Annotated in this window: 14 protein-coding genes; 11 read left to right on the top strand and 3 right to left on the bottom strand. The window is 56.5% G+C overall.

All coding sequences use genetic code 11. From position 1 onward, the window contains the following. Positions 1-33 precede the first annotated feature (33 nt). From hscA to sseB, 5 genes are all read left to right on the top strand, one after another. Positions 34-1,884, top strand: a complete 1,851-nt coding sequence (gene hscA / locus ACI2J2_RS20265) for a Fe-S protein assembly chaperone HscA (protein ID WP_209638370.1) — start codon at positions 34-36, stop codon at positions 1,882-1,884. A gap of 2 nt (positions 1,885-1,886) precedes the next feature. Next, positions 1,887-2,222, top strand: coding sequence for an ISC system 2Fe-2S type ferredoxin (fdx, locus tag ACI2J2_RS20270; protein WP_061808324.1), 336 nt, complete (start codon positions 1,887-1,889; stop codon positions 2,220-2,222). Positions 2,223-2,235: 13 nt separating this feature from the next. After that, positions 2,236-2,436, top strand: a complete 201-nt coding sequence (gene iscX / locus ACI2J2_RS20275; RefSeq protein ID WP_209638368.1) for a Fe-S cluster assembly protein IscX — start codon at positions 2,236-2,238, stop codon at positions 2,434-2,436. A gap of 83 nt (positions 2,437-2,519) precedes the next feature. Next, complete coding sequence (gene pepB / locus ACI2J2_RS20280; protein ID WP_404760714.1) at positions 2,520-3,815, top strand: aminopeptidase PepB; 1,296 nt, start codon at positions 2,520-2,522, stop codon at positions 3,813-3,815. 168 nt (positions 3,816-3,983) lie between these two features. Then, positions 3,984-4,814 (top strand): enhanced serine sensitivity protein SseB, encoded by an 831-nt coding sequence (gene sseB, locus ACI2J2_RS20285; RefSeq protein ID WP_209638356.1) that lies wholly within the window; start codon positions 3,984-3,986, stop codon positions 4,812-4,814. 65 nt (positions 4,815-4,879) lie between these two features. Here the strand turns inward: sseB and ACI2J2_RS20290 are convergent, their stop codons facing one another. From ACI2J2_RS20290 to ACI2J2_RS20300, 3 genes are all read right to left on the bottom strand, one after another. Continuing rightward, a complete protein-coding gene (locus ACI2J2_RS20290) occupies positions 4,880-6,058 on the bottom strand; it encodes a MalY/PatB family protein (RefSeq protein WP_404760715.1) in 1,179 nt (392 codons plus the stop codon). Between the two features lies 1 nt (position 6,059). After that, positions 6,060-7,499, bottom strand: a complete 1,440-nt coding sequence (gene nhaC / locus ACI2J2_RS20295; protein WP_209638353.1) for a Na+/H+ antiporter NhaC — start codon at positions 7,497-7,499, stop codon at positions 6,060-6,062. 154 nt (positions 7,500-7,653) lie between these two features. Next, positions 7,654-8,658, bottom strand: a complete 1,005-nt coding sequence (locus ACI2J2_RS20300) for a LacI family DNA-binding transcriptional regulator (RefSeq protein WP_265556697.1) — start codon at positions 8,656-8,658, stop codon at positions 7,654-7,656. A 270-nt stretch (positions 8,659-8,928) separates the two neighbouring features. Between ACI2J2_RS20300 and ACI2J2_RS20305 the strand changes: the two genes are divergently transcribed. The 6 genes from ACI2J2_RS20305 (at position 8,929) to rodZ (ending at position 20,206) form a co-directional block, all read left to right on the top strand. Next, the gene (locus ACI2J2_RS20305; protein WP_404760716.1) at positions 8,929-13,920 is read left to right on the top strand and encodes an alpha-2-macroglobulin family protein; all 4,992 of its coding nucleotides are present in this window, start codon (positions 8,929-8,931) and stop codon (positions 13,918-13,920) included. Positions 13,921-13,981: 61 nt separating this feature from the next. After that, positions 13,982-16,306 carry a peptidoglycan glycosyltransferase PbpC gene (pbpC, locus tag ACI2J2_RS20310; protein ID WP_404760717.1) on the top strand — a complete coding sequence of 775 codons (2,325 nt, stop codon included), beginning with the start codon at positions 13,982-13,984 and terminating at the stop codon, positions 16,304-16,306. 182 nt (positions 16,307-16,488) lie between these two features. Then, positions 16,489-16,914 carry a nucleoside-diphosphate kinase gene (gene ndk / locus ACI2J2_RS20315; protein ID WP_202671266.1) on the top strand — a complete coding sequence of 142 codons (426 nt, stop codon included), beginning with the start codon at positions 16,489-16,491 and terminating at the stop codon, positions 16,912-16,914. Positions 16,915-17,211: 297 nt separating this feature from the next. Beyond that, a complete protein-coding gene (locus ACI2J2_RS20320; RefSeq protein WP_209638348.1) occupies positions 17,212-18,408 on the top strand; it encodes a bifunctional tRNA (adenosine(37)-C2)-methyltransferase TrmG/ribosomal RNA large subunit methyltransferase RlmN in 1,197 nt (398 codons plus the stop codon). 87 nt (positions 18,409-18,495) lie between these two features. Then, positions 18,496-19,245, top strand: a complete 750-nt coding sequence (gene pilW / locus ACI2J2_RS20325; protein WP_209638346.1) for a type IV pilus biogenesis/stability protein PilW — start codon at positions 18,496-18,498, stop codon at positions 19,243-19,245. Further along, on the top strand, positions 19,235-20,206 hold the full coding sequence (rodZ, locus tag ACI2J2_RS20330) for a cytoskeleton protein RodZ (RefSeq protein ID WP_209638344.1): 972 nt from the start codon (positions 19,235-19,237) through the stop codon (positions 20,204-20,206). Before pilW ends, rodZ begins: the two co-directional genes overlap by 11 nt. The last annotated feature ends 29 nt before the right edge of the window (positions 20,207-20,235 follow it).

The following is a 20,235-nucleotide window of genomic DNA, read 5'->3' on the forward strand; positions in this document are numbered from 1 at the left end:
GCTTCAAGTATGAAGGATATGGGAAGCTTCAATATGGCCTTATTACAAATTAGTGAACCCGGCCTCAGCGCCGCGCCACACCAGCGTCGTCTGGCAGCCGGTATTGATCTGGGCACCACCAATTCTCTGGTCGCTACCGTGCGCAGTGGGCAGGCGGAAACGCTGGCCGATGCCGAAGGGCGCGATTTGCTGCCGTCGGTGGTGCACTACCAGGCAGACAGGTTGCGTGTTGGCTGGGATGCCCGTCAGCAGGCGGCACAGGATCCTGCCAACACTATCAGCTCAATCAAGCGCATGATGGGCCGCTCCCTGGCCGACGTGCAGCAGCGTTACCCGAACCTGCCGTACCAGTTCCAGGCCAGCGAAAATGGCTTGCCGATGATCCTTACCGCCGCCGGTCCGGTTAACCCGGTTGGCGTTTCCGCCGATATCCTCAGAGCGCTTGCCGCTCGCGCACAAACCGCGCTGGAAGGAGATCTCGATGGCGTGGTGATCACGGTTCCTGCCTATTTTGATGATGCACAGCGTCAGGGGACCAAAGACGCGGCGCGTCTGGCCGGGCTGCACGTACTGCGTTTGCTGAATGAACCTACGGCTGCGGCAATTGCCTACGGTCTGGATTCTGGGCAAGAAGGCATCATCGCGGTTTATGATTTGGGCGGTGGTACCTTTGATATTTCTATTCTGCGGTTGAGCCGTGGCGTGTTCGAAGTGTTGGCTACCGGCGGCGATTCTGCGCTGGGCGGCGACGACTTTGACCATTTGCTGGCCGACTGGCTGCGTGAGCAAGCCGGTGTGGCTGACCGTAGCGATCACGGTGTGCAGCGCCAATTGTTGGATGCCGCCATCGCCGCCAAGATTGCGCTGAGCGATGCCGACAGCACCACCGTTGAGATCGCCGGCTGGCAGGGGGAAGTGACCCGCGCGCAGTTTGACGCGTTAATCGCCACTCTGGTTAAGCGCACCCTGATGGCCTGCCGACGTGCGCTGAAAGACGCAGGTGTGAGTGCCGAAGACGTGTTGGAAGTGGTGATGGTTGGCGGTTCTACCCGCGTGCCATTAGTGCGTGAGCAGGTAGGTACGTTCTTCGGCCGTACGCCGTTGACGTCGATCGACCCAGATAAAGTGGTCGCCATTGGCGCCGCGATCCAGGCTGATATTTTGGTGGGCAACAAGCCAGACAGCGACATGCTGCTGCTGGACGTGATCCCATTGTCACTCGGTCTGGAAACCATGGGCGGTCTGGTTGAGAAAGTGATCCCGCGTAACACCACCATTCCGGTGGCGCGTGCGCAGGAGTTCACCACCTTTAAAGACGGCCAAAGCGCGATGATGATCCACGTGCTGCAGGGCGAGCGTGAGCTGGTGCAAGATTGCCGTTCGCTGGCCCGCTTCTCGCTGCGTGGTCTGCCACCATTGCCTGCTGGCGGCGCGCATATTCGCGTCACCTTCCAGGTGGATGCCGATGGCTTGCTGAGCGTCACCGCGATGGAGAAATCCACCGGCGTTGAGGCATCGATTCAGGTGAAGCCGTCGTATGGCCTGTCTGACGCCGAAATCGCCGGGATGATCAAAGATTCGATGGCCAATGCGCAGAGCGACGTTGGCGCACGCATGCTGGCCGAACAGCGGGTCGAGGCATCCCGGGTGCTGGAAAGCCTGCAGGGTGCACTGGCTAGCGACGCCGCGTTGCTGAGCGACGCCGAAAGTACGGCAATTACCGCAGCGGTGGAAGCGTTGCAACAGGCGACGCAGGGCACCGATCCTGCCGCTATCGAAGCCGCAATAAAAACACTAGATGCACAAACGCAAGACTTTGCCGCGCGCCGCATGGATGCTTCCATTCGCCGTGCGCTGGCTGGCCATTCTGTGGATGAGGTTTAATCATGCCTAAAATTGTTTTCCTGCCCCATCAAGATTTATGCCCGGAGGGGGCAGTACTGGAAGCCGAACAAGGGGAGTCAATCCTCAACGTTGCGCTGCGCAACGGTATCGATATTGAGCATGCCTGTGAGAAATCCTGCGCCTGCACCACCTGTCACTGCATCGTGCGTGAAGGTTTCGATTCTCTCGAAGAGAGCAGCGAACTGGAAGACGACATGCTGGACAAGGCCTGGGGGCTGGAGCCGGAAAGCCGTCTGAGCTGTCAGGCGCTGGTGGCTGACGAAGATCTGGTGGTTGAAATGCCACGCTACACCGTCAACCATGCGCGTGAAGGGTGAGGAGACAGTAGAAATGGGACTGAAGTGGACCGACAGCCGTGACATCGGCGAAGCCCTGTACGACCAATACCCGGATACCGATCCGAAAACCGTACGTTTTACCGACATGCACCAGTGGATTTGCGATCTGGAAGATTTTGACGACGATCCACAGGCTTCCAATGAAAAAATACTGGAAGCGATCCTGCTGGTCTGGTTAGATGAAGCGGAGTAAATAGCGTAACGGGCTGCCAATGGCGGCCCGTTTATTTTGTATCCGACACTATTAATAAAAGAATAATCCGGAGTAAGAAGGCTATGACAACTGAATTCATGCTGGTAACGCTGTCGAACCAACCTGCCGACGCTCGCTGGGGCGAAAAAGCGCTGCTGAGCACCGGTGCAGAAGGGATGACCATCCATCTGACCGGTAACGACAAACTGGGTGGCATTCAACGTGCCGCCCGCAAGATCGACGGCCAGGGCGTCAAAAACGTCAAACTGGCGGGAGAAGGCTGGGATCTGGAAAACAGCTGGGCTTTTTGGCAGGGTTTCCGTGGGCCGAAAGGCAAGCGCACCGTTGAGTGGGCAGAGTTGCCGGAAGCAGACCGCAAAGAGCTGGAACAGCGCCTGAAGATCGTTGATTGGGTGCGCGACACCATCAATATGTCGGCAGAAGAGTTGGGGCCAGAGCAACTGGCTACCCGTGCGGTCGACTTGATGTGCGACGTCGGTTGCGACGCCGTCAGCTACCGCATTACCAAGGGTGAGGACCTGCGTGAGCAAAACTACGCTGGTATTCACACCGTGGGCCGGGGTTCTGATCGCTCACCTGTGCTGTTGGCGCTGGACTTCAACCCGACCGGCAACCCGGAAGCGCCTGTGTTTGCCTGCCTGGTGGGTAAAGGTATCACCTTTGACACTGGCGGCTACAGCCTGAAACAAAGCGCCTTTATGGACTCCATGAAAGCGGATATGGGCGGCGCGGCGACCATTACCGGTGCATTGGCGTTGGCGGCGGCTCGTGGTCTGAAGCAACGTGTGAAACTGTACCTGTGTTGTGCCGACAACATGGTCAGCGGTAACGCCTTCAAACTGGGTGACATCATTCGTTACCGTAACGGCAAAACCGTTGAAGTGATGAACACCGATGCAGAAGGGCGTCTGGTGTTGGCCGACGGTCTGATCGACGCGTCTGAGCAAAACCCACAGCTGATCATCGACTGCGCCACTCTGACCGGGGCGGCGAAAACGGCGGTGGGTAACGACTACCATGCGCTGTTCAGCTTTGATGACGCTCTGGCACAAGAACTGCTGGCCAGTGCTGCCGCTGAGCAAGAGCCTTTCTGGCGTCTGCCGCTGGCTGAGTTCCACCGCAGCCAACTGCCGTCTAACTTTGCTGAATTGAACAACATTGCCGGTCCTGCCTACACTGCGGGTGCCAGCACCGCTGCCGCATTCCTGTCACACTTCGTGAAAAACTACCAGCAAGGCTGGGTGCACATCGACTGTTCTGCGACTTACCGTAAAGGCGCGGTGGAGCAATGGTCAGCGGGCGCAACCGGTTTGGGTGTCCGTGCCCTGGCCAACTTGCTGCTGAGTAAAGCCAAATAATTGAATGCCCACCCAGGTGGGCGTTATACCCGTCATCTTTCACGTTGCAGCGTTGTTACCTGCGCTAGCTGGGCGCCAGGCTGCAAAATGAAAGCTATAAGGTATAGAATGCCGTTTACCCTCGGGGCCCAGCATGCTGGGCCCCGTTATTTGATTGCTGGAGTTTGCATGAGTTCTCACCATCACGATACCGCCGCAGGCGAAAACGAACTTGAACGCCTGTTGAAGCTGGCGGTGTCAGAGCCGGCCCACCGTCCGGCATTCTTCCGCGAATTGCTTGACGCTACGGTACTGATCCTCGGTGACAGCGAACAGGTACAGCAGGGTGGTGACATCACATTGAACGCCGATACACCGGTGAATATTCAACACTGGGAGAAACAAGACGGCGGGAGCATCATTCCATTCTTTACCTCGGTCGACGTGCTGCAAAAGGCCGTTGAGGATGAACAGCCGTTCATCGCTATGCCGGCCCGGGTATTATTTGAGATTACCCAGGGTGCGGATCTGTTCCTCAACCCGAAGGCCGAGTACGGCAAAGAGTTTTATCCTGAAGAAGTGGCAATGCTGTTGGCGACTGGCGGTGTCAGCAAACCCGCAGAACGCTATATCGACAAGGATACGCAGATCCTGCTGGGCCAGCCGGAAGAGTACCCGTCGGCGATGATCGATGCCTTGACCACGCTTTTCAGTCAACGCAAGCCGGTACGCCGCGCCTTTTTGGCACTGATGCATGATCAGGCGGTGGATGAAAAACCGAATCTGCTGATTGGGCTGGAAGTGGATGGCGAGCAAGGCGATATCGAAGCACTGATCAACGAAGCGGGTAGCGTAGCCAGCGAAACGGCGCCTAATGATGAACCCGTGGATTTTTGTCTGGTGTCGGAAAAGGAGCGCGGGGTCAGCCACTACCTGATCACCCACACTCAGCCTTTCTATCAACGCCGCTGGGGCAGCTGGTTGCGTAACATTATCCCGTCGACCGATAAGACGCAGTAACCTCTTTGGCCTACCGAGCGGCGCGCAGGCCGCCGGTAGCCGTTATGTCGTTGTACCAAACGGCATTAAGGTTTTAACCGGGCAAGCCCCTCAATGGCCCTTTCAAGATATTGACGCGGGCAACCGAGGTTGATGCGTATAAACCCTTTTCCCTGCTCACCGAAGCTGATGCCCATTGAGGCGGCGATCTTTGAATGCTGGATCAGCGCTTGTTGTAGGGCGTTATCATCCAGGCCCAAAGCGCGACAATCCAGCCAGGCAAGGTAAGTGCCTTCGGCTCGAGTCATTTTGCACCATGGCGCGGTATGGGCTAACGCTTGTTCAAACCAACGCCGGTTATCGGCCAGATAACCTTGCAAGTCATCAAGCCAAGCTTCGCCCTGTTGATACGCGGCCGTTGCGGCGGTCATCGACAGCGCATTGAATACATCTAAGCCATGCGCATTGAGGCGTTCGATAAACGCATTTCTGGTGTGAACATTGGGTATGAGGAAGTTTGAGATACGCAGTGACGACAAGCCGAAGCTCTTGCTGGCGGACGTCGCCGAAATCAGATTGTCATGCCAGGCGTTGTCCAGATGCAGTACCGAGGTGAAGGTCTCGCCCGGCAGCAATAAATCGGCCCAAATTTCATCGGAAATAACCGTTACGCCATAGCGGCTGCACAGCGTCATCAACTGAGTCAGTTCACTATGGGTCCAGCAGCGCCCCGTCGGGTTATGCGGGTTGCAAAGCAGCAGCAGCGGTGGTTTCCGCTGCTCGAAACAGGCCTCCAGATGATCGAAGTCGAACTGATAGCCTTGTGCGCTTTCTCTCAACGGATTTTCAAGGACTTCTCGGCCATTCATGGAAATTATTTTGGCGAAAGATCCATAGTAAGGGCCCTGGATCACGACCGGATCTCCAGGCTGACTGAGCAGTTGGATCAAGATCGCCAAGCCTGGGACGACACCCTCGATAGAAGTGAACCACTCACGTTGCAAAGGCAGATTGTGCCGGTTAGCGAACCAATCCATAGCTGCCTGGTAGTACTGAGCGTCACGTTCACTGTAGCCAAATATGCCGTGTTCAACACGGTTGTACAGCGCTTGCCGGACTTCCATAGGGCACTGGAAGTCAAAATCAGAGACCCACATCGGCAAAAGGTCTGTTTCATCGAGTTGCAGATAGCGATCGATAAAGTCCCATTTCACCGATCCGGTATTATGGCGGTTGATGATCTGATTAAAATCGGTCTGTTTCACGTCAGGCTTCCTCACGCTGTAAATCGTTCTGTGGCTGTATTTTGGCAATCCCGAATCCGGTAAACCCATAAATCAAAGCGAATACCACGGCGGCGTAGCATTGGATTGCCCAAGGGAGTAAATCCAGTGTGCTGACACCCAAGGTAGTTGCCATATAAATGCCGGCGGCGGTCCATGGGATTAAAGGTTCGATGACGGTGCCTGCATCTTCCACGGTTCGTGACAGATTCTTATTGTCTAAACCCATGCGGCGATAGGCTCCTTTGAAAAGCTCGGCAGGGATGAGCAAGGCCAGCTTTCCATCGCTGGTGGCACCGGTAACCAGGATCGTGGTCGCAACCGTTGCGGCGATCAGTTGGCCGGTGGTATGAACCACTTTCAGCAACCGATTGATGATCACGGTCAGCGCTCCGGTTAGCGTTAATGCACCCGCAAAGGAAAATGCGCAGAAGACCAGCAGAATGGTGCTCATCATGGAGAACATACCGCCCCGGTTGAGCAGACGTGGAACATCCTCGACGATGCCGGTAATGCTTTGCCCCTGCACTGTAAACATTGAAAGATTAAAACCATCCATCAACGCGTTTAGGCCTTGTTGCAGATTGAACCCCTGAAGGAATACACCAATGGCAATCGCCAGAGTGCAGGCCGCCAGCATTACGGGGATCACGGGACGTTTGGTGACGGCGCCCCACAGTACTAAGGCCGGCGGCAAGATTAACAGCAAGTTGAAGTGATACAGACCTTCCAGCGCCGTGACGATCTCGGTCACTTTTTCCGGCGTAGCCGCGCTGCCAACGGCGCTGGTGTGCCCGGCGATCAGATACACCACCGCGGCTAAAACGAAACTCGGTAATGTTGTATACATCAGGTGCTGAATATGGCTGTAGAGATCGGTATCCGCGACGATAGCCGCGAAATTGGTGGAGTCAGACAACGGGGAGATTTTGTCGCCAAAGTAGGCGCCGGAAACCACTGCGCCGGCAGCGGCGGCCAAGGGCACATCCAGGCCGGCAGCGACGCCCATCAACGCGACCCCCACGGTCCCTGCGGCGCCCCAGGACGTCCCGGTACATACGGAGATCACACTGGTAATGAAGAACGCGGCGATCAGGATATATTGTGGGCTGATCAGTTTTAAGCCCCAATACACCATGTAAGGAATGGTGCCACTGAACATCCAGGTACCGATCAGCCCACCAACACAGATCAATATCATGATCACCGGCATTGCCTTGGCTAACTTGGCAACGATAGCGTCAATAATGTCGTTCCATTCGTATCCTTGCCAGTAGGCCAGGGCGGCGGCGATACCGGCGGAGACCAACAGTAACGGCTCGATACGCAGGCCAAACTGACCGTAGCCTACGATGAGCAGCAGTAGCATCGCCACAATGGGCAGCATCGCTAGCCCCAGGTTGAGTTTCTTCTTGTCATTCATTTACAACTCCGGTTAGGGATGAGGGTGTGATGCAAGCCTAGTGAATTCGTTATGAATGAATTGTGAGCGCGGGCAACTGTCCATGTAATCGGTTTCATGGCATGGGGTTCTGTGAGCCATCTCTCGCTTAATGACCTTGTTTTCTTGATTTGGCCTATTTTTCGAGGCAAGCGACCGAGTCTCGCAGGATAAGCTCAGCGGTAAACATGTTGTTCTGGGGGGTTACAGCGGTACCGGAATTAAGCTGCAGTGCCAAATTAGCTGCGCGTCGGGCCATTTTTTCAACTGGGTAATGCACGGTGGTGAGTGACGGATGAAGGTATTTTGCTAAAGCGACATCATCAAACCCGACGATCGAGAGATCCCCTGGCAGGTTCATGTGATGTTGGCGGAAGGTGCGCATCATGCCAGCGGCCATCACGTCATTGAATGTCAGTGCTGCGGTGAACGGGTGCTTGCTGGCCCGTATTTTTTCCGCGGCTAATTCACCCCCCTGTTCGTTGAAGGGGACGCTGATGATCCAAGAACCCGGTACCGAGATCCCGGCATGGGCCATGGCCCCTCGATACCCTTCCAGACGCTGTTTTCGGTCATCGATCGGTAAGTCTGTGGTGATACAGGCGATATTCCTGTGACCATGCTCGATAAGCATTTGGGTGGCGGCCCGCGAGGCACTGACATTGTCCAGCCAAATGCAGCGATTGGCGATGGCGGGCAAATAGCGATTAATCACCACCATGGCAGGGGTATGGGCGGCGTAGCGCAAAACGTCGGCATCGCTCATTCGAGTAACGTGAGCAACAATGGATTCGCAACCCTGATTAATCAGAAAGTCGAGGCCGTTCTTCTCCAGCTCGGCTTGATGCCCCCCACTGCAGACCATCAGTTTTACACCGCCTCTGCGGGTGACATCCTCCACACCTCGTGCGAGCCGTGAAAAAAAAGGGTCGTCGAGATTACCGGTCAATAAACCCAGCATATTCCCACTTCTTTTGGCCAGAGCCAGCGCGGCGGCATTACGGTGGTAATTAAACTCACGCATGGCCTTCTCAACGCGCTCGCGGGTTACCGGCTCAACATAGGCGGTGTTATTGATCACCCTGCTGACGGTGGCTGTTGATACGCCAGCGCGTCGGGCAACCTCTTTCATCGTGGCCATATCGTCTCCTGCACAAGGCTGTGGTTGCGCTTTCCATTAAAGGGGAAATTGGGCTGGGTCTGATGCTAACAGCACTGCTATTATTCATCCATATTCGGATATTGCGTATACCCGTCATATTTCAAGCTGCATCTTTGTTGGCTACGCTTGCTCACCCGAATCACTTACTTGCGTAAGTTCATCGGGCCTCGCGCTCTTGCCGTCTCGATGCAACTCGAACTATTTAGGGTATAGATCTATGTCGCGCAAACGCTGCCAGGGAGTTAAACGATGAAACCATGCCGTTCAGGGGCATTCGCATCAGGCAAGAAACTTTGTCAGGGGATCGCATTGGCGGGGGGCCTGCTGCTGCTGGCCGCCTGTGATGACGGTGGTAAAACGCCAACAGCAGCGCAAGCTGATGCACAGGCAAGCGGCGTCACGCAGGCCAAACGGCCTGATGCTGCTGCGCTGGCGGCGTTGGCGAAGCGCGATGCCGGCAAGCCACTGACGTTGCTTGATGCCTCCGAACTGCAACTCGACGGTGCGAGTGCCATGGTGTTGACGTTTTCTTTGCCGTTGGAGCCTAATCAGGATTTTGCCGCACGCGTCCATTTGGTCGACAGTGTCAGCGGTAAAATTGACGGTGCCTGGGAACTGTCAGACAACCTGATGGAGCTGCGGCTGCGTCATTTGCAGCCTAACCGCAAACTGGTGCTGACCATTGAGAGTGGCCTTAAAGCGGTCAATGGTGCTGAGCTGGGTAAACAGCAGGAACAGACCATTGCCACCCGCGACATCAAACCGAGCGTCGGTTTTGCCGGGAAAGGTTCATTGCTGCCGACTAAGTTGGCTGCAGGTTTGCCGGTCATGGCGTTGAACGTCGACAATGTCGACGTTAATTTCTTCAGGGTGAAAGCGGATGCCTTACCGGCATTTCTGGCTAACTGGGAATACCGCAACGCGCTTTCCAGCTGGGAGTCGGAAGAGCTGCTGAAAATGGCCGACCTGGTCTACAGCGGTCGGTTTGATCTTAACCCGCAACGTAATACCCGCGAACGCCTGCTATTGCCGCTCAGTGGCATCGAAGCCTTGCAGCAGCCAGGGGTTTATCTGGCGGTGATGCAACAGGCCGGGCATTACGGTTATACCAATCCGGCGACCCTGTTTACCCTCAGTGATATCGGCGTTTCACTCCACAGCTATCACGACCGTCTGGACGTGTTCACCCAGGCGCTGGACGGCGGCGCAGCATTGGGTGCCGTTGAACTGCGCCTGTTGGATGAAAAAGGCCAAACGCTGGCTCAAGGTTCCACCGATAAGCAAGGGCATGCTCAACTGGCGAAAAGCAGTAAGGCGCGTTTGTTGTTGGCGACCCAGCAGGGCCAGACCAGCATGATTGATCTGTCGACGCCGGCATTGGATTTGGCTGAGTTCGACATTGCCGGGCCTGAAGGTTACAACAAGCAGTTCTTCGCCTTCGGTCCGCGCGATTTATACCGTCCAGGTGAAACACTGATCGTTAATGGCCTGCTGCGTGACGCTGACGGCAAGCCCTTGCCGGCTCAGCCGGTGAAGGTGGATATCGTCAAGCCGGACGATCAGGTGGCGCGGAGCTTTGTCTGGCAGCCGCAGGATGGCCTGTACCAATACCAATATCAAATCCCCGAAAATGGGCCGACAGGCAACTGGTCGCTGCGCTTTAATCTGGGCGATAACCAGCCGCGGCTGTACAGCTTTAAGGTAGAGGATTTCCTGCCGGAGCGTATGGCGCTGGACATCACCGCAGAGAAAACCCCGCTGAGTCCTGACGCGCAGCTGGTGTTCGATATTACCGGCCGTTACCTCTACGGCGCTCCTGCTTCGGGCAATCGCCTGCAAGGGCAGGTATTCCTGCGGCCACAGCGTGAAGCGGTCAGTAGCCTGCCGGGGTATGAATTCGGGTCGGTGACAGAAGAAAGCCTGTCACGCAATATGGATGAGTTCGATCAGGCGTTGGATAATGCCGGCAAGGCACAGGTGGCGATAGACAGCAGCTGGGCAGAGGTGAAATCACCACTGAAGGCCATCTTGCAGGCCAGCTTGCTGGAGTCTGGGGGGCGTCCGGTAACCCGCCGCGCCGAGCAGGCGATCTGGCCTGCCGATGCGCTGCCTGGCATTCGGCCATTGTTCAACAAACAACAGATTTATGATTATCGTAGCAACAGCTATCAGGCCCAGCCCGTGGTGGATGAAAATACCCAGGCCGGTTTTGATATCGTCTATGCCAATGCTGCCGGTGAAAAGCTGGCGGTCAATGGATTGAAAGCCCGCTTGGTGCGTGAACGTCGCGACTATTACTGGCAGTGGTCAGAAGGTGAGGGCTGGCAGTCGTTGTACGACAAGAAAGATCTGCCGTTGGCGGAGCAAACCATCGATATTGCTGCCAATGGCAGCGCCAAGGTCAGCTTCCCGGTGGAGTGGGGCACCTATCGCATTGAGGTGGTGGATCCGCAAAGCAATCTGATCAGCAGCCTGCGTTTTTGGGCTGGCTACAGCTGGCAGGACAACACCAACGGCAGTGGCGCAGTGCGCCCGGACCAAGTGAAGCTGAAGTTGGATAAGCCGGCCTACAAGCCGGGCGAAAAAGTGAAACTGCATATCGAAGCGCCCGCCGCCGGTAAGGGGTATCTGTTGGTGGAATCCAGTGACGGCCCGTTGTGGTGGCAGGAGCTGGACGTACCTGCCAAGGGGATTGATGTTGAGGTGCCAATCAACCAAGACTGGAAACGCCACGATCTGTATCTCAGCGCATTGGTGATCCGCCCGGGCGATAAACAACAGCAGTCGACGCCGAAACGAGCCGTAGGGTTGTTGCATCTGCCATTGGTGGATGAGGGGCGCAAGCTGGCGCTGACGCTGGACGCTCCGCAGCGTATGCGCCCGAACCAGATGCTGACGGTAAAAGTGAAGGCCGCTCACAGCAATGGTAAACCGCCGCAACAAATCAACGTGCTGCTTTCCGCGGTGGACAGCGGCATCCTCAATATCACTGACTATGCGACGCCGGATCCGTATCAGGCCTTCTTTGGCCGCAAGCGCTACAGTGCCGATCAGTACGATGTTTACGGCCAACTGATCGAAGGCAAAGGGCGCTTGGCTAACCTGCGTTACGGCGGCGACGGCGATGACGAAGATGCATTGTCGCGTGGCGGGAAAAAGCCGATCACCGCGGTAACCATTGTCGCCCAGCAGGCGCAGCCGGTTAAGCTGGACGCCAACGGTGAAGGTGAAATCCAGATCGCGATTCCGGACTTCAACGGTGAATTACGCCTGATGGCGCAGGCGTGGAGCGACGAAGACTTTGGCAAGGCGGAAAGCAAGACCGTTGTTGCCGCACCGGTGGTGGCCGAATTGGCGACACCGCGCTTCCTGGCGGGGGGCGATACCACCCAATTGGCGCTGGATGTCAGCAACCTGTCCGGGCAACCGCAAACCTTGGCGGTAAAATTGGCTTCCAGTGGGTTGGTGGCATTGCAGGGGAGCGCGGAGCAACAGGTTAGCCTGGAAAATGGCCAGCGCACCACGCTACACATTCCTGTGCAGGCGTTGGCGGGCTTTGGGCAGGGCGACGTGTCGCTGACGGTCAGCGGTTTGGTGCTACCGGGAGAAACGTTAAAAGACTACCAGCATACCTGGAAGATTGGCGTGCGGCCGGCCTATCCGGCACAAACCCGCCAGTTCGCTAGCGTCATTCATGCCGGTGAAAGCTGGGGTCTACCGGCAGATGCCGCAGCAGGGCTTGTGCAGGCGACAACGGAAGGGCAGTTGTTGTTGACCAGCCGTCCTCCAATCAACCTCGCCCGCTATATCAGCGAGCTTTATGCTTATCCTTACGGCTGCCTGGAACAAACGACCAGTGGGCTTTATCCGTCGCTGTATACCAACCGGGCACAGCTTAGTGCGCTGGGCATCAAATCCGGCAGCGATGAAAGCCGGCGCAGCAGTATCGATGCAGGTATCGAGCATCTGCTCAGCATGCAGCGCTATAACGGCGGTTTTGGCTTATGGAACCGCGACAGCCAAGAGGAGTTTTGGCTGACGGCTTATGCCACTGATTTCTTGTTCCGCGCCAGTGAGCAAAACTACAGCGTACCGGCTGACGCCCTGACGGCGGCCAACAACCGCCTGCAGCGCTATTTGCAGGATCGCAGCCAGATCGACGTTGCTTCCACTCAGTACCCGGATCACACCCGGTTTGCTGTGCAGGCCTATGCTGGTTTGGTACTGGCGCGCCAGCAACAGGCTCCTCTGGGTGCGCTGCGACAGCTGTACGAACGCCGTGCGGATGCTCGCTCTGGCCTGCCGTTGGTGCAACTTGGCGTGGCGCTGAAGTTGATGGGGGATATGCCGCGAGCCAATCAGGCGATCGAACAAGGGTTGGCTACGCAGCGTAATGCCAAGGATTACTGGCTGGAAGATTACGGCAGTCCATTGCGTGATGATGCGATGATCCTGGCGCTGTTGACCGAAAATAATCTGCTGCCGGCCGAGCGTGACCAGCGTTTACTGACGTTGTCAGAGCGGCTTAACGGTGAACGTTATCTGTCTACGCAGGAGAGCAATGCGTTATTCCTGGCTGCGCGCAACCTGATTGGCAGTGCGGAAACGCCATGGCAAGCGCAAACGGCGCAGGGCAAGACCCTGTCTGGCAGCCAGGCGCTGACGCAGAACCTCTCTGCGGAACAACTATCCGCCGGATTACCGCTCACAAATACCGGCAAGGGTACGCTGTACAGCCGCGTTGATCTGGTCGGTTATCCGCAGCAAGCACCACAGCCGCAAAGCAATGTGCTTAACATTCGTCGTGAGTTCCTTGGGCTTGACGGCAAAGCGGTGGATCTGACCCAACTGAAAAGTGGCCAATTGATCTTGGTACACCTGGATGTCTGGGCGGATAACCAGGTACCGGATGCGCTGGTGGTTGATCTGCTGCCCGCCGGGCTGGAACTGGAGAACCAGAACCTGGGCGACAGCAGCGCCAGCTTGGGTGAAAGCGCCAGCAGCGTGACTGAGCTGTTGCAGGACATGCAGCAGGCCGACATCAAACATCAGGAGTTCCGTGACGATCGCTATGTGGCGGCGGTGAATATTGACGGTTACCGTCATACCACGTTGCTGTATTTAGCGCGTGCGGTGACGCCGGGCAGTTATCTGGTGCCAGCACCGCAGGTGGAGTCGATGTATGTTCCTGCCTGGCGTGCGCTGGGTGCGACGCCGCAACGGCTTGATATCGCCCAATAATCCCTTTTGCCCCGCCCCGGTAGCTTCTCCGGCGGCGGGGTAAGAGAGTGATGCCTTATCGATGAAACGATTTTTCACCCCTCTACGACGCCGTGGCGCAATCGGGTTGCTGGCGATTTTCCTGCTGCCCGCTTTGCTGTGGCTGGCGGACCGGCTGTGGCCGCTCCCCTTAAAAGATGCCGAGATGGCGCGCGTCGTCGTCGCGGAAGACGGCACGCCACTGTGGCGTTATGCAGACAGTGACGGCGTATGGCGTTATCCGGTCAGCCTGCAACAGGTATCGCCCTATTATCTGCAGGCGCTGTTGACCTATGAGGATCGTTGGTTCTATCAGCACCCAGGTATTAACCCCTTGTCGCTGGCCCGTGCGGCCTGGCAGGATTTGCACAATGGACAAATTGTCTCTGGCGGCAGCACCTTGTCGATGCAGGTTGCGCGTCTGATTGATCCCCATTCACGTACGCTGGGCGGTAAAATGCGGCAGGTGTGGCGCACAGCGCAGCTTGAATGGCATTTGTCGAAGGATCAGATCCTCGAAATCTACCTGAACCGCGCACCTTATGGCGGCACGTTGCAGGGCATCGGTGCCGCGAGTTGGACTTATCTGGGCAAGCCCCCCTCGGAACTGACACGCGGTGAAGCGGCATTGCTGGCGGTACTGCCCCAGGCACCCAGCCGTTTACGGCCGGACCGCTACCCGGAGCGGGCACAGGCTGCGCGTGACAAAGTGTTGGAACGGCTGGCGTATTACCAGGTTTGGCCGGCTCAGCAAGTGGCTGAAATTCGTCAGGAAGCATTGTGGCTTGCCCCGCGTCAGGTGCCGCAATTGGCTCCGTTACTGGCGAGGCGCATGACACAGGGCAACCACAATCAGGTTGTCACCACCACGCTGGATGCCACGTTACAGCGGCGGCTGGAGGAGTTGGCGCGCGGCTGGAAGAGCCAATTGCCTGAGAAAACCTCTGTGGGCGTGCTGGTGGTTGATCACGCCAATATGAAAGTGCGTGCCTATCTGGGCTCGTTAGACTTGAACGATAACAGCCGTTTTGGTCATGTCGATATGGTTTCAGCCTGGCGTTCGCCGGGATCAACGCTCAAACCGTTTTTGTATGGGTTGGCGATGGATGACGGCCTGATCCACGCCGAGTCGTTGTTGCAGGACGTGCCACGCCGTTTTGGCGACTATCGGCCCGGCAATTTTGATACCGGTTTCCACGGCCCGGTCAGCGCCAGTGACGCACTGTCGCGTTCGCTTAATCTGCCTGCGGTACAACTGCTGGAGGCCTATGGGCCGAAACGCTTTGCTGCCAACCTGCGTAATGTAGGCGTTGAACTGCGCCTGCCTGCGCACGCCGACCCGAGTCTGGCATTGATTTTGGGCGGGGCCGGTGCACGGTTGGATCAGTTGGTCGCCGGGTTCAGTTCTCTGGCTCGGCAAGGCAGGGTGGCACCGCTGCGTTTTACGCCTCAGCAAGGGTTGTCTGATCGTCAATTGATGTCACCGGGGGCCGCCTGGATTGTGCGGCGAATCCTGGCGGGAGAGGCTCGCCCGTTGCCGGATGATGCATTGCCCGCCACTGTCCCCCTGGCATGGAAAACCGGCACCAGTTACGGGTATCGCGATGCCTGGGCCATCGGTGTCAATGCGCGCTATACCCTGGGGATTTGGGTGGGGCGGCCTGATGGGACACCCGTCGCCGGGCAGTTCGGCTTTGCCACGGCGGTGCCACTGCTGAATCAGGTCAATAACCTGCTGCTGACCTCCTTACGGCAGCGTGGCGAAGGGATCCCGGTGGATCCACGCCCAGCCAGCGTCAGTCGTGCGGTGATTTGCTGGCCGGGCGGTCAACCGCTCCCCGCGGGTGACAGTAACTGTCGCCAGCGTCGCCTGAGTTGGATCCTTGACGGAACTATTCCCCCTACGTTGCCCGCACCGGGCCAGGAAAGCATTCTGGGCAGCCAACCGCTGGTATGGTTAAACCCGCGTGGACAACGGGTTGCCGCAGATTGTCCGGGGGCAACGCCGCGGCGGTTGGCGCTGTGGCCCACGCCATTGGAACCCTGGCTGCCTTTGGCTGAACGCCGTGCTCAGCGTTTACCGGCGGTTGATCCACAGTGCCCGCCGTTGCAGCAGCAGGAAGCGCCACCGTTACTGATGCTGGGTATGCGCGACGGCGCATTGCTGCGTCGCTTGCCCGGTAAGCACGCGCTGGATTTGCGGGTCAGTGCTCAGGGGGGCAGTGGGCAGCGTTGGTGGTTCCTGAACGGCCAGTTAGCCGGGGAAGGGGAGTCGTTGTTGCAGACACTGACACAACCGGGCCGCTATCAGCTCAGCGTGTTGGATGAAAGCGGCCAGGTCGCGCTGCGTGAATTTACGCTCGATTAGGCGGGATTTTGGCAACCTGGGCATTGGGCCGCAAAGTGAAGAATGAAGATAATAATTTTTTAATGAAATGTTGATTTTCCCGTAGGCAAGCGTTAACAGCACACATATAATCTGCGCCACTTGAGAAGGCCGGCACCCTGTTTGCAGACCGGTCTATTTTGGAAGTTATTATAGAGGCCATCATGACTGTAGAACGTACCTTTTCCATCATTAAACCAAACGCTGTAGCTAACAACGACATCGGCGCAATCTATGCGCGTTTTGAGCGCGCGGGTTTCAAAATCATCGCATCCAAAATGCTGCGTCTGACTCGCGAGCAAGCAGAAGGCTTCTACGCTGAGCACAAAGGTCGCCCATTCTTCGATGGTCTGGTTGAGTTCATGACTTCTGGCCCGATCGTGGTTCAGGTTCTGGAAGCGGAAAACGCAGTACAGCGCAACCGTGACATCATGGGCGCAACCAACCCAGACAACGCACTGGCCGGCACCCTGCGTGCTGACTACGCGGACAGCTTCACGGCTAACGCCGTGCACGGTTCTGACGCAGTAGAATCTGCTCAGCGTGAAATCGCTTACTTCTTCAACGAAAGCGAAATCTGCGCACGTTAATATAGCCGCCGCCCTTCAGGTCGCGGGAGCGAAGATATTCGCCCCGATTGGCACGGGCGCAGCCTGCAGCGTCTCCACTCAACAAGGCATTCACCGGCTGAAACAATAAAAATGCCTTGAATGCCTTTCAGACGTGGAAAGCTGCTACTAAAATTTGTACAATGCCGCGCCCCTGATGAGTCGTCTTGTCAGGGGCGCGCTTTTAGCGCCGTCTCCGCAATCTATGCGGGTTGAACGACGCACTTACTTTCAACTCTTTCGCGCCATAAAGTGTAACAACGAGGCCAGAGATCAATTATGTTAGAACCCATCACGTCCGAGCACATCGTGTCTGAAAATAATTCGCTGACTACTCAATCCGTTAACGCGGAAACACCGGCTGTGGCCAAAATTAACCTGCTGGATTTGAACCGTCAGCAATTACGTGAATTCTTCGCCAAAATGGGCGAGAAACCCTTCCGTGCCGATCAGGTAATGAAGTGGATGTACCACTATTGCTGCGATGATTTTGAGCAGATGACCGACATTAACAAGGTCCTGCGCAATAAATTGCAAAGCGTTGCCGAGATCCGCGCACCTGAAGTGGCGGAAGAACAACGTTCAGCCGATGGCACCATTAAATGGGCGATCAAAGTTGGCGACCAGCAGGTCGAAACCGTGTATATCCCGGACGGCGACCGTGCGACCCTGTGTGTGTCTTCCCAGGTGGGTTGTGCGCTGGAATGCAAATTCTGTTCGACTGCGCAGCAGGGCTTCAACCGTAACCTGCGCGTGTCCGAAATCATTGGCCAGGTGTGGCGTGCGGCTAAAATCATCGGTGCACTGAAAGTCACCGGCGAACGCCCGATCACCAACGTGGTGATGATGGGCATGGGCGAGCCATTGCTCAACCTGAACAACGTGGTTCCGGCGATGGAAATCATGCTGGACGACTTCGGTTTTGGCCTGTCCAAGCGCCGCGTGACCCTGTCTACTTCGGGTGTGGTGCCTGCGTTGGATAAATTGGGTGATATGATCGACGTTGCTTTGGCGATCTCCCTGCATGCGCCGAACGACAAGATCCGCGATGATATCGTGCCGATCAACCGCAAATACAATATCGAAACCTTCCTGGCTGCGGTCCGCCGTTATTTGGAAAAATCCAATGCAAATCAGGGGCGAGTGACGGTCGAGTATGTCATGTTGGATCATATCAACGACAGCACTGACGACGCTCACCAACTGGCGGAAGTCCTCAAGGATACGCCGTGCAAGATCAACCTGATCCCATGGAACCCGTTCCCTGGCGCACCTTATGGCCGCAGCTCCAACAGCCGCGTGGATCGTTTTTCCAAAGTGTTGATGGAATACGGCTTTACGACTATTGTTCGTAAAACCCGTGGTGATGATATTGATGCCGCCTGCGGGCAATTGGCGGGTGAAGTGATCGACCGCACCAAGCGTACCCTGAAAAAGAAAATGGCCGGGGAACCTATCAACGTGCGTGCGGTCTGAATCCTATAGCATGATTTTTTTGTTATCTTACAGTCTGTTATGCGAATGGACGCCAAGGTAACATTAGACAAGGAAATGAATGCAGGCATGAAGCTGACTCTGTGGGGTACGTTGCTGGCGGCTGGTTTACTGGCTGGCTGTTCCGGTTCAGCACCGGAAGAAAAAAACGCGCAGCCGGAAGCGGGCCAAACGCGTTTGCAACTGGGTTTGGAATATCTGAAGCAGGGCGATTTAAATGCCGCGCGACAGAATCTGGAGAAAGCGGCGGACGCTGCCCCACAGGATTACCGGACCCAATTGGGGATGGCGCTCTACGAGCAGCAGATTGGCGAGAATGTCGCAGCTGAACAACGCTATCAGCAGGCGCTCAAACTTGCGCCGGGCAATGGCACTGTGCTGAATAATTACGGTGCGTTTCTTTGCAGTTTAGGGCAGTATGTACCGGCACAACAGCAGTTTAGCGCTGCGGCAGTAGCACCGGATTACGGTCAGGTTGCCGACAGCCTGGAAAACGCAGGTTACTGTTTTCTCAAGGCCGGACAGAACGACGAAGCACGCATCTTGTTGACGCGTGCGCTGAAGGTCGATCCGGACAAAGGCACTCCACTGTTGGTGGAAGCAGAAAAGCAATTTGGAGAAGGGAAGCGCGCGCAGTCGCAACTTTTATTGGATAGTTATCAACATGTTTTGCCGGCTAGCGCCGACAGCTTATGGTTACAGATTCGTTTCGCCGCGTTAGCCGGGCGCCAAGATAGCGTGCAACGCTATGGCAAGCAGTTATCGCGAAGTTTTCCACAATCCAAACAGTACCAGCAGTTCTTAGCTAATGAATACTGAAGCCTCCCAAGATAAAACCGTATCAATGACGACAGGCGAACGTCTGCGTCAGGCCCGTGAACAACTCGGGTTGAGTCAACAGGCCGTTGCAGAACGCCTGTGCCTCAAAATGTCTACCGTGCGCGACATCGAAGAAGACAATCTTTCCGCAGATTTGGCTTCTACGTTTGTGCGCGGTTATATCCGTTCTTACGCCAAGCTGGTGCGTTTGCCAGAGGATGAACTGCTGCCGATGCTGGCCAAGCAGGCTCCGTTGAAGGTGGCAAAGGTTGCGCCAATGCAGAGTTTCTCATTGGGCAAGCGTCGCAAGAAACGCGACGGTTGGTTGATGAGCTTCACGTGGTTGATCGTGTTCGTGGTGGTTGGCCTGACCGGCGCCTGGTGGTGGCAAAACCACAAGGCCCAGCAGGAAGAGATCGTCACGATGGCTGATCAATCCTCTGCCCAGCTTTCACAAAACAGTGAAGGCCAATCAGTGCCGTTGACCGACAGCAATGCGGACAACAGTGCACCTTTGGCTGACAATGGTTCTACGCCGGTTGATACCGGCGTTGTTTCACAACCGTCACAGACTCCGGCCGTTACCGGCGGTGCAACTGCGCAGCAGCCTGCTGTCGTTTCACCAAGCCAGACGACGCTGCCTGAGACAACACCTGCAACGCCAGCCTCACCGTTGCCGACCGCAGACGCGGGCGTGGCTGCAGCGGCTGTTGATCCTAACGCATTGGTGATGAACTTTACCGCCGATTGTTGGCTGCAGGTGACCGATGCTAGCGGTAAAACGCTGTACAGCGGCAGCCAGAAGAATGGCGGTAAGCTGAGCCTGGCAGGCACCGCGCCGTACAAATTGACCATCGGCGCACCGGCCGCAGTACAGATTCAATATCAAGGTAAGCCGGTTGATTTAAGCCGGTTTGTTAAGTCAAACCGTGTTGCTCGTCTGACCGTTGCCGCGCAGTAATTGCGCGGCCATTGTCGTTGAGTCAGGGC

Origin of the sequence: Serratia sp. NPDC087055 (assembly GCF_044900985.1) — a bacterium.
Classification (GTDB): Bacteria; Pseudomonadota; Gammaproteobacteria; order Enterobacterales; family Enterobacteriaceae; genus Serratia.

What these genes read in the sequence shown, in the direction of transcription:
- hscA (WP_209638370.1), top strand. Translation starts at nt 34, where the DNA reads ATGGCCTTATTACAAATTAGTGAACCCGGCCTCAGCGCCGCGCCACAC.
- fdx (WP_061808324.1), top strand. Translation starts at nt 1,887, where the DNA reads ATGCCTAAAATTGTTTTCCTGCCCCATCAAGATTTATGCCCGGAGGGG.
- iscX (WP_209638368.1), top strand. Translation starts at nt 2,236, where the DNA reads ATGGGACTGAAGTGGACCGACAGCCGTGACATCGGCGAAGCCCTGTAC.
- pepB (WP_404760714.1), top strand. Translation starts at nt 2,520, where the DNA reads ATGACAACTGAATTCATGCTGGTAACGCTGTCGAACCAACCTGCCGAC.
- sseB (WP_209638356.1), top strand. Translation starts at nt 3,984, where the DNA reads ATGAGTTCTCACCATCACGATACCGCCGCAGGCGAAAACGAACTTGAA.
- nhaC (WP_209638353.1), bottom strand. Translation starts at nt 7,499, where the DNA reads ATGAATGACAAGAAGAAACTCAACCTGGGGCTAGCGATGCTGCCCATT.
- ACI2J2_RS20300 (WP_265556697.1), bottom strand. Translation starts at nt 8,658, where the DNA reads ATGGCCACGATGAAAGAGGTTGCCCGACGCGCTGGCGTATCAACAGCC.
- ACI2J2_RS20305 (WP_404760716.1), top strand. Translation starts at nt 8,929, where the DNA reads ATGAAACCATGCCGTTCAGGGGCATTCGCATCAGGCAAGAAACTTTGT.
- pbpC (WP_404760717.1), top strand. Translation starts at nt 13,982, where the DNA reads ATGAAACGATTTTTCACCCCTCTACGACGCCGTGGCGCAATCGGGTTG.
- ndk (WP_202671266.1), top strand. Translation starts at nt 16,489, where the DNA reads ATGACTGTAGAACGTACCTTTTCCATCATTAAACCAAACGCTGTAGCT.
- ACI2J2_RS20320 (WP_209638348.1), top strand. Translation starts at nt 17,212, where the DNA reads ATGTTAGAACCCATCACGTCCGAGCACATCGTGTCTGAAAATAATTCG.
- pilW (WP_209638346.1), top strand. Translation starts at nt 18,496, where the DNA reads ATGAAGCTGACTCTGTGGGGTACGTTGCTGGCGGCTGGTTTACTGGCT.
- rodZ (WP_209638344.1), top strand. Translation starts at nt 19,235, where the DNA reads ATGAATACTGAAGCCTCCCAAGATAAAACCGTATCAATGACGACAGGC.